Here is a 9,284-nt window from a genome sequence, read left to right as displayed (position 1 = left end):
TACGCCTCCGGGCACGTTCTGTCGTCACGGCTGGCGCGTCGCCGGGTCCGCCGGCTCCACTCCCCGCACCTCCGGCCCCCCGGCCGACGGCGGTCCGACCGAGGCCGCCCCCGCCGAGGACGAGCCGGCCGGGGACGACCCGGGGGGTGGCGGCTGCTGCCGGGGTACCCGGCGGGAGAGTCGACGCCCCGACCACCGCAGCGAGACCGCGACGGCCGGCAGGAGCAGGTCCACCGTGGTCAGCAGCAGCCGGGACAGCACGGTGGCGACCAGCGCGGCCGGCCCGGCGACGGTCGGGCCGAGCAGCAGCGGCAGCGCCACCTCCCGGGGACCGACCCCGGCCGGCGCGACGGCCAGCAGGAACCCGACCGACCACGACCCGGCGAAGGCGCCTATCGAGCGGAGCAGCAGGTCCGGGCCGCCGCCCGCACCGATGTCGGCCAGGAGCAGCCAGAGGTGCGCACCGTAGCCGAGCCAGGTCGCGAGCGACCAGCCGACGGCCCCGCCGATGCCGCGCGCGGAGAGCGGCCGGGGCATCGGCTCGCGGCGGGCCAGCCGGAGCAGCGCGGCGAGGATCCGGTTCACCAGCGGCGGCCAGAGCACCAGCAGCGCGGGCGGGACGGCCAGCAGGACCCACCAGTAGTCCGCGACGGCCCGGTCGCCGAGCAGCGGCAGGGCGGCGGCGGCGAGCAGCAGGCCGGTACCGAGCGTGACCAGCATCGCCAGCAGCGCGGCGACCGCCGACGCCCGCCCCGGCACCCCGTACGCCCGACCGAGGCGGGCCTGCACGAGGATCGGCCACACCTTGCCGGGCAGGTACTTCGCCAACTGCCCGACGAAGAAGATCCGCGCCGCGCCGCGCAGTGGAAGGTCGACGCCGAAGTCCGTCAGGATGGCCCGCCAGGCCAGGCAGCCGCAGAGCCCGGCGACGGCGGCGGCCAGTCCGGCCAGCAACAGGCCCGGCGGGGAAAGTTCGCCGAGCACGGCCGGTACCTCGGGCCACCGCCGCGCCACCGACCAGCCGACGAGGCCGAGGAAGGCCCCGGTCACCGTGACCTGGGCGGCCCCGCGCGCCAGGCGCCACCTGCCGGTTCCGCGCGGCACCACGGCGGGGACGATACTCCGCGTTACGTCACCAGCCCGGAGAGCCACGCGGAGCGGCGCCGGCCGACCCGGCGGCGAACAGCGCTCGGCAGCCAACGATCAGCGGTCCCGACCACGGTCCAGGCCCGGACCCACGCCCCACTCAGGCGACGTCCCAGACCGGTTCCGTCGTCTCGACCACCTCGCCGTCGCCCCGGAAGAGCAGGAAGCGGTCGAACGACCGGGTGAACCAGCGGTCGTGGGTGACCGCCAGCACCGTCCCCTCGAACGCCAGCAAGCCGGCCTCCAGCGCCTCGGCCGAGGCCAGGTCCAGGTTGTCGGTCGGCTCGTCCAGCAGCAGCAGGGTCGCACCGGAGAGTTCCAGCAACAGCACCAGGAACCGCGCCTGCTGTCCACCGGAGAGCGTGCCGAACCGCTGGTCGCCCTGGCCGGCCAGCTCGTACCGGTTCAGCGCCTTCATCGCACCGTGCCGGTCCATCCCGGCCCGGTGGTCGTCGCCCCGCCACAGCACCTCGACCAGGGTCTTGTCGAGCAGATCCGGCCGGTCGTGCGTCTGGGAGAAGTGGCCGGGCCGCACCCGGGCACCCAGCCGGGCCACCCCGCCGTGCCGGACCGGAGCCAGGGCCGGGCCGCCGTCGACCGGACCGCTCGCCGGATCCGGGTCGGTGCCGCCCCGGGCGAGCAGGCGGAGGAAGTGCGACTTCCCGGTCCCGTTGGCGCCGAGCACGGCGACCCGGTCGCCGTACCAGACCTCCAGGTCGAACGGGAAGGTGAGGTCGTCCAGTTCGACCTGCTCGCAGACGATCGCCCGCTTGCCGGTACGCCCGCCGGCCAGCCGCATCCGGATGTCCTGGTCCTTCGGGGGTACCGGTGGCGGCCCGGCCTCCTCGAACTTGCGCAGCCGGGTCTGCGCCGCCTGGTAGCGGGAGGCCATCCCGTCGTTGTACGCCGCCTTCTGCTTGTACATCAGCATCAGCTCGCGCAGCTTCTGGTGCTCCTCGTCCCAGCGGCGGCGCTGCTCCTCCAGCCGGTCGTGCCGGGCGAGCCGGGCCTCGTGCCAGCTGCCGAAGCCGCCAGGGTGCACCCAGGCGCTGCCGCCCTCCACCGCGACCACCCGGTCGGCGGTACGGGCCAGCAGCTCCCGGTCGTGCGAGACGTAGAGGACGGACTTCGCCGACTCCCGCAGCCGCCCCTCCAGCCAGCGTTTGCCCGGGACGTCGAGGAAGTTGTCCGGCTCGTCGAGCAGCAACACCTCGTCGATGCCGCGCAGCAGCAGCTCCAGGGCGAACCGCTTCTGCTGCCCGCCGGAGAGGGTGCGTACCGGCCGGTCGCGGGTCTTCTCCCAGGGCAGCTCCAACACGATCGTGGAGACGGTGTCGAAGAGCACCTCGGCGTCGTAGCCGCCGGCCTCGCCCCAGGCGCTCAGCGCGTCCGCGTACCCGAGCTGGGCCCTGCCGGCGGCGCTGCTGAACTTGCCGCGCACCTCGGCGGCGTGCAGCGCCGCCTCGGCCGCCGCCAGCCGCTCCCCGGCGGCGCGCAAGACCGGCGGCGAGAGCGAGAGTACGAGGTCGTGCAGCGTCGACTCGTCGCCGATCATGCCGATGAACTGGCGCATCACGCCCAGCCCGCCGGCGCGGGCGATGGCTCCGGTCCGGGTGGGCAGATCCCCGGCCACCATCTTCAGCAGGGTGGTCTTGCCGGCGCCGTTCGGCCCGACCAGGGCGACCTTGCCGCCCTCGCCGACCCGGAAGGAGACGTCGGCGAACAACTCGCGGCCGTCCGGCAGGATGTGCCCGACTCCGACGACGTCCACGTAACCCACGTCGGCATACTGCCCCAGCCACCCTGCCCGCCGATACCGGGTTTCGGCCGGTTGACAGCGCCCCCGGGCGCTGCGCGCGGGTCAGCGGGTGACCCGGAGTACCCGGTAACCCTTCTGGCTGGCATGCCGCTCGACCTGCCAGCCGGCCTCGACGAGCCAGCGGTGCAGCGAGTCGCCACCGAGATGCCGGGCCACCACCAGCCAGGCCACCCCGTCCGGCGCCAACCTGGGCAGCCAGCGCCGCAGCATGCCGTGCAGCTCCTCCTTGCCGACCCGGATCGGCGGGTTCGACCACACCTGGGAGAAGGTGACGTCGTCCGGCACCTCGTCCGGCGCCGCGACGCGTACCCGGTCGGTGAGGCCGAGCCGCTGCGCGTTCTCGCCGGTGAGTTCGCGGGCCCGGGCGTTGACGTCGACCGCCCAGACCGTGGCCGCGACCGCCCTGGTGGCGAGTACGCAGGTGATCGGCCCGTACCCGCAGCCCAGGTCGAGCAGTGCTCCACTGGTCTGCGCACCGGGCAGCTCGGCCTTGCGCAGCAGTACGGCGGTGCCCGGATCGAGCCGGTCGGCGGAGAAGACCCCGGCCGAAGAGGTCAGCGAGTAGTCGTCCCCCTCGACGGAGAACGCCACCGTACGCCGGTCGGCGCTGGTCACGGGCTCGGTGCTGAAGTAGTGGTCGCCGGTCACGCCACGCATTCTCGCCTACCGTCAGAGTGCGCTGCCGGGTGGCCGTACTCCGGGCCCTGCCCGGCTTCCGGGCAAATGACCACTCTCCCACCAACTGTGACTCATCTGCGGCGGCGCGCCGATCCGCATTTCCGTTACCCTGTGCGACATGGTTTATGGGCGTGGACCCGGACCGGGCGGTGGGCCGCCCCGGTCTCGACGAGATCCCGCCGATGAGCCCTCGCTCGATCCGGATCCGAAGGACGGTCCGCCGCCGGGGAGGGCGGCCCGGCGCCGGTCCGGTGCCGACCGTTCGGACGGGTTACCGGCGGGCTCCCGCTTCGGTCCGTCCACTGCCGACCCTGCCGGACCCGGCTCCTCGCGCGGCTGGTCGGTCGACGGCCCGGGGCGGCCGGCAGACCGTCCAGGCCGGTCAGCAGCGGCCCCGGGGCTTCCCGGGGACACCTCGGGCAGATACCAGGACGGGCCGGTCCGGCACGCCGAGGGACCGATCGGCCGGCACGCCGACGCACCGGCCGGCCGGCAACCGCAGACCCCCGCCGGCCGGTACCCGGACGCACCGGCCGGCCGACGCCCGGCGGACGCACCGGCCGGCCGGTACGGCGACGGCCCCGGCGCCCGGTACCCGGAGCCGTCTCCCGGCCCCGCGCCGGACGGCCCGGGACGTTCTGTGGCGCCCGGCGAACGGTCCCGGCGGGCCCGGCACGGCGCCCCCGAGCCCGACGGCCCCGGGCCGGCCGCCGGCTACCCGCCGGTGGACAAGCCTGGCTCCGACCTGCTCGGACCTCCCGGCGGCCGGAGGCCCGACCGGCTGCCCCCGAATCGTCCCGGCCCGGATCGGCTGCCTCCCGGCAGCCCGGCACGCCCGGCCGGTAGCGGTCGCCACCTGGCCGCACCCGAAGACGGAGTTCCCGGCGGCCGACCGGCACCGGGCACCGGGCGGCCGGTCACCGGTGACCGGCCCGGGCCCCGCGACCGGATGATGCCGGGCGGCCGGCCCGTGCCTGGTGCCCGGCCGCCCGCCGACGACCTGCCCGGCGTCGAAGCCCGACCGGGCCCGGGCGGCCGACCGCCCCGGGCCGGTGGTCGGGGTATCCCGGACGGGCCGGTTCCGTCAGGCGTCGAGTCGTTCGGGTCGCCCCGCAGCGTGTCGGGAACGGCCGCACCGGGAGCCCCCGACTCGCGGGAGCGTCCCCTCGGCGGTCGACGCCGCGGCCAGCCCGATCCCGCTTCCGGTCCGGCCGGCGCCTTCCGACCGGGCCCCGGGGAGCCACCGCCCACCGGGCCACGGTCGGCGCCGGTGCCGCGACAGCGACGCGTTCCGCCGGCCGACCGGGACCCACTGCGGCCCGGTCTTCCCGACCCCGCCGGTCCGCCCGGCGGACGGCACGGCGCCGCCGACCGGCCGGGTGGCGGCCCGGCGGAGCGTCGCGCCGACCGGGGCGGCCCGGACCGCCCGCCGCTGGACCGCGCCATGCCGCCCGGAGCGGCCCCGGAGAATCCCGGGGTACGGCGGCCGGGCCGCCCCGCCAGCGTCGAGCCGCCGCCCGCCGGCCGGGCTGGCACCCGAGGCTCCGCCCGCTCCGGTCCCTCGTCCGGGGGCGCACCACCGGGGTCGCCGCGACCACGACCGGGCGGTCTCGGCGCCGACGGTGTGGGTCGACCCGACGCCGAGCCGGGTAGGCCGGCGCAGGGTGGTCCTCCTCCCCCACGCCGGTCCCGGAACGCCGGGGCCGCACCGGGTTCACCCGCCGGGCCGCCGCACGACCGGGCCCCGGGCTCACCCGCCGGACCCCGCTCCGGTCCACCGGACGCAGCACCGCACGGCCGGGTCCCCGGCGCACCGGCCGGACCGCGCTCGGGCCCACCCGGCGCAGCACCGCTGGACCGGGCACCAGGCTCGCCCGCCGGACCTCGCCCCGGCCGGGAGGGCGCAGCACGACCGCGCTCCGGGCCACCGGTCCCGGGTTCACCCGCCGGGCCGCGCTCCGGGCCACCCGGGTCACCGCCTGCCGTGCCAGTTCCGCGAGGCGGTCGGTCGGGACCGTCGGGGCAGGGTGGGCGTGTCGGGCCGCCCGGTGGCGCCTCCCCGGCCCGTACACCGGCCGCCCCGGCACGTCCATCGGTCGCGCCGGAACGCACGTCCCGATCGGCCCCGGGCTCGGCGGCAGCGGCCCCCGCCCCGGCCAAACCCTCGGGCGGCCCGGCCGCCGGCTCCGCCGTCGCCACCATCGCCTCCACGTCCGGCGACAGCGGCGCACCGCTGCGCAGCTCGAAGCGGACCTGGCAGTTGATCATTGGCTCGCTCGGCGTACTGCTGCTGCTCGGTATCTGCGGGCTCAGCTCCTACTTCTTCATGGTCGACGACCCCGTCGGCCGGGACTCCAGGGCGGCCGACGGCGCCGGTGCCGGTGTCGCGCCCCGGGATATCAGCTCCCGCGCCGCCGACCCGGCTCCGCTGACCGTCAAGGAGGTCTTCCCGAACGGCAAGGAGGTGCTGGTCGACCCCGAGCAGTCGGCGTACGAGCTGCTCAAGACCCAGCAGGCGGAGGAGTGCGATCTCGTCGCCGACGGCCAGATCGCGGCCGTACTGGCCGACGCCGGGTGCAGCCAGTTCGTTCGCGGCACCGTACGCTCCCCCACCGGCCTCTACGTCGCCACCGCCGGCATCGTCAACCTTGCCGACGAGGCCGGGGCGACCTCGGCACGCGAGAAGATCAAGCCGATCGTGGACGGCCGGAAGGGGCGGTTCCTGGGCCTTGCCGCCGGACGTGGCACCGAGGCCGTGACCGCCGCCTCGGCCCAGGCCGGCTGGCACGTCCGCGGCCACTTCCTGATCTACTGCGTCGTCGCCAAGAGCGACGGCAAGACCATCGGCGCCGAGGACCTCTTCGCCCGGCAGATCCTCTCCGACATGATCGAGGTGTACCTGCGGGGCAAGGTGCTCGACCAGCGCGCTCTCACTCCGTCCGGCCCGGCGAGCCCGGCCGGCTCCGACTGAGTCCCGCCGGACGACACGCCGCACGCCCTCGCCGGCCGCGAGGGCTCACCGCCGGGTCCGTCGGCGGCGCTCAGGCCGAGGCGGCGAGCCGGAGCCGACGGGTACGCAGCGCGCGGCTGGCGTACTCGGCGGGGTCCTCGGGATAGCCGACCGCGACCAGGGTCAGTCCGTGCGGCGGCGCCACGCTGACCTCGCTGGCCCGCTCCCGCCGCCCGAGCAGCCCACCGGGCCAGTCGACCGGGCGCCGCCCGTCCCCGGCCACCAGCATCGCCCCGACCAGGCTCCGCACCATCGACTGGCAGAACGCGTCGGCCTGCACCGTGGCCACCAGCAGACCGTCCGGGTCGCGCCGCCAGTCGAGTCGGGTCAGCTCCCGCACCGTCGTGGCGTTCTCCTTGCGCCGGCAGTACGCCGCGAAGTCGTGCTCGCCGACCAGCCCGGCGGCGGCCTCGTTCAGCGCCGCCAGATCCAGTGGGCGGGGCCAGGCCAGCACCTCGTGCCGGCGCAGCGGCTCGGCGCCGTACGGGGCGTCGGTGACCCGGTATTCGTAGCGCCGGAAGGTGGCCGAGAACCGGGCGTCGAACTCGGCCGGTACCTCGGTCACGGCGCGGACCCGCACGTCCGGCGGCAGTACTCCGGCGAGCCGGCGCAGCAGCGTCTCCGCCGACTGCCGCCACACCGGGCTCGGCAGGTCGAGATGGCAGACCTGCCCGCTGGCGTGCACCCCGGCGTCGGTCCGTCCCGCCACGGTCAGCCCACTGACCCGGTCCGCCCCGACGATCCTGGTCAGCGCCTCGACCAGCACCCCGGCGACGGTACGCCGACCGGGCTGGGCGGCCCAGCCGGAGAAGGCGCCGCCGTCGTAGGCGACGTCCAGGCGTACCCGGGTCCGCTCCTCATCCACCTCGTGCTCCACGACCAGCTCCAGATATGCCGCAGCCCGACACCCCTGCGGGGATGCCGGGCCCGGCCTCGTTCGTCGGTGTTACTTGGTGTCGGCCTCGTCGGTGTCCTCGCGGGCCGCCCCGGTGTCGCCGGAGCGCGACTCCGGCGCCTCGGCGTCCTGGTCGTTCCGGTTGTCCGGGTCGGCGGGCGAGGAGGAACGCGGGGTCTCCTCGTCCGGGGCGAGCGCCTCGACCTTGTCCTGCTGCGCCGCCTTGCGGGCGGCGGTCTTCTTCGCCGGTGCCGCCGGAGCCTCGACCAGCTCCTCGACCAGCTCGATGATGGCCATCGGCGCGTTGTCGCCCTTGCGCGGGACGGTCTTCACGATCCGGGTGTAGCCACCGGGACGGTTGGCGAACCGGGGAGCGATCTGGTCGAACAGGGCGAAGACCACGTCCTTGTCCCGTACGACGGTCAGCACCCGCCGGCGGGACGCCAGGTCGCCCCGCTTGGCCTTGGTGATGAGCTGCTCCGCGAGCGGGCGGAGCCGCTTGGCCTTGGTCTGGGTGGTGGTGATGCGGCCGTGCTGGAACAGCGCGGTGGCCAGGTTGGCCAGGATCATCCGCTCGTGCGCGGGGCTACCGCCGAGGCGGGGGCCCTTGGTGGGCGTGGGCATTCTTGGTGCTCCTCAATAGTGGGTGGCCGGATCTCCAGTGGGTGGCCGGATCTCCGGCTAGCCCCGGACTAAAGCTGCTCGGTCTCGCGGTAGTCGTCGGTGTCGTAGTCGGCCTCGCCGAAGGAGTCGACGACGTGCGCCGGGTCGAAGTTGGGCGCCGAGTCCTTCAGCCCCAGCCCCATGCCGGCGAGCTTCATCTTGACCTCGTCGATCGACTTCTGCCCGAAGTTCCGGATGTCGAGCAGATCGGCCTCGGTACGCCCGATGAGCTCGCCAACCGTGTTGATGCCCTCGCGCTTGAGGCAGTTGTAGGACCGGACGGTGAGGTCCAGTTCCTCGATCGGCAGCGCCAGGTCGGCGGCGAGCTGCGCGTCCTGCGGCGACGGGCCGATGTCGATGCCCTCGGCGCTCTCGTCCAGCTCCCGGGCCAGCCCGAAGAGCTCGACCAGGGTGGAGCCGGCGGAGGCGAGCGCGGTACGCGGCCCGATCGACGCCTTGGTCTCGACGTCGATGATCAGCCGGTCGAAGTCGGTACGCTGCTCGACCCGGGTCGCCTCGACCCGGTACGTCACCTTCAGCACCGGCGAGTAGATCGAGTCGACCGGGATCCGGCCGATCTCGGCGCCGGCCTGCTTGTTCTGCGCGGCGGTGACGTAGCCGCGACCCCGCTCGACGGTCAGCTCCATGTCGAGCCGGCCCTTGCCGTTCAGGGTGGCGAGCTTGAGGTCGGCGTTGTGCACGGAGACACCGGCCGGGGGCTGGATGTCACCGGCGGTGACGTCGCCGGGGCCCTGCTTGCGCAGGTACATGCTGACCGGCTCGTCGTGGTCGGAGCTGACGCAGAGCTCCTTCACGTTCATGACGAGCTCGACCACGTCCTCCTTGACCCCCGGGATGGTGGTGAACTCGTGCAGCACACCGTCGACCTTGATCGAGGTGACCGCCGCACCCGGGATGGAGGAGAGCAGGGTCCGCCGGAGCGAGTTGCCCAGGGTGTACCCGAAACCCGGCTCGAGCGGCTCGATGGTGAACCGGGACCGGGTCTCGCTGATCGACTCCTCGGTGAGGGTCGGCCGCTGGGTGATGAGCATGCTGTTTCCTTTTCGTTCGGG

At 75.0% G+C, this 9,284-nt stretch carries 7 protein-coding genes; 1 reads left to right on the top strand and 6 read right to left on the bottom strand.

The window, feature by feature from the left end; translation table 11 throughout:
• Positions 1–24: 24 nt before the first annotated feature.
• From V1634_RS02970 to V1634_RS02960, 3 genes are all read right to left on the bottom strand, one after another.
• Complete coding sequence (locus tag V1634_RS02970; RefSeq protein ID WP_331206171.1) at positions 25–1,107, bottom strand: lysylphosphatidylglycerol synthase domain-containing protein; 1,083 nt, start codon at positions 1,105–1,107, stop codon at positions 25–27.
• A 139-nt stretch (positions 1,108–1,246) separates the two neighbouring features.
• On the bottom strand, positions 1,247–2,926 hold the full coding sequence (locus tag V1634_RS02965) for an ABC-F family ATP-binding cassette domain-containing protein (RefSeq protein ID WP_331206170.1): 1,680 nt from the start codon (positions 2,924–2,926) through the stop codon (positions 1,247–1,249).
• Between the two features lie 81 nt (positions 2,927–3,007).
• Positions 3,008–3,613: a class I SAM-dependent methyltransferase gene (locus V1634_RS02960; RefSeq protein ID WP_331206244.1), complete on the bottom strand. Its 606-nt coding sequence runs from the start codon at positions 3,611–3,613 to the stop codon at positions 3,008–3,010.
• A 2,290-nt stretch (positions 3,614–5,903) separates the two neighbouring features.
• On the opposite strand from V1634_RS02960, the gene V1634_RS02955 reads away from it, so the two are divergent.
• Positions 5,904–6,614 carry a hypothetical protein gene (locus tag V1634_RS02955; protein ID WP_331206169.1) on the top strand — a complete coding sequence of 237 codons (711 nt, stop codon included), beginning with the start codon at positions 5,904–5,906 and terminating at the stop codon, positions 6,612–6,614.
• 70 nt (positions 6,615–6,684) lie between these two features.
• On the opposite strand, the gene truA is transcribed toward V1634_RS02955, so the two are convergent.
• The 3 genes from truA to V1634_RS02940 form a co-directional block, all read right to left on the bottom strand.
• Positions 6,685–7,518, bottom strand: a complete 834-nt coding sequence (gene truA, locus V1634_RS02950; RefSeq protein WP_331206168.1) for a tRNA pseudouridine(38-40) synthase TruA — start codon at positions 7,516–7,518, stop codon at positions 6,685–6,687.
• An 81-nt stretch (positions 7,519–7,599) separates the two neighbouring features.
• On the bottom strand, positions 7,600–8,172 hold the full coding sequence (gene rplQ / locus V1634_RS02945; protein ID WP_331206167.1) for a 50S ribosomal protein L17: 573 nt from the start codon (positions 8,170–8,172) through the stop codon (positions 7,600–7,602).
• 68 nt (positions 8,173–8,240) lie between these two features.
• Positions 8,241–9,263 carry a DNA-directed RNA polymerase subunit alpha gene (locus V1634_RS02940; protein ID WP_101368124.1) on the bottom strand — a complete coding sequence of 341 codons (1,023 nt, stop codon included), beginning with the start codon at positions 9,261–9,263 and terminating at the stop codon, positions 8,241–8,243.
• Between the last annotated feature and the right edge of the window lie 21 nt (positions 9,264–9,284).

Source organism: Plantactinospora veratri (assembly GCF_036421995.1).
Lineage (GTDB): Bacteria > Actinomycetota > Actinomycetes > Mycobacteriales > Micromonosporaceae > Plantactinospora > Plantactinospora veratri.
The sequence above is the reverse complement of the archived record's forward strand: the minus strand, read 5'-3'. Positions and strand labels throughout refer to the sequence as shown.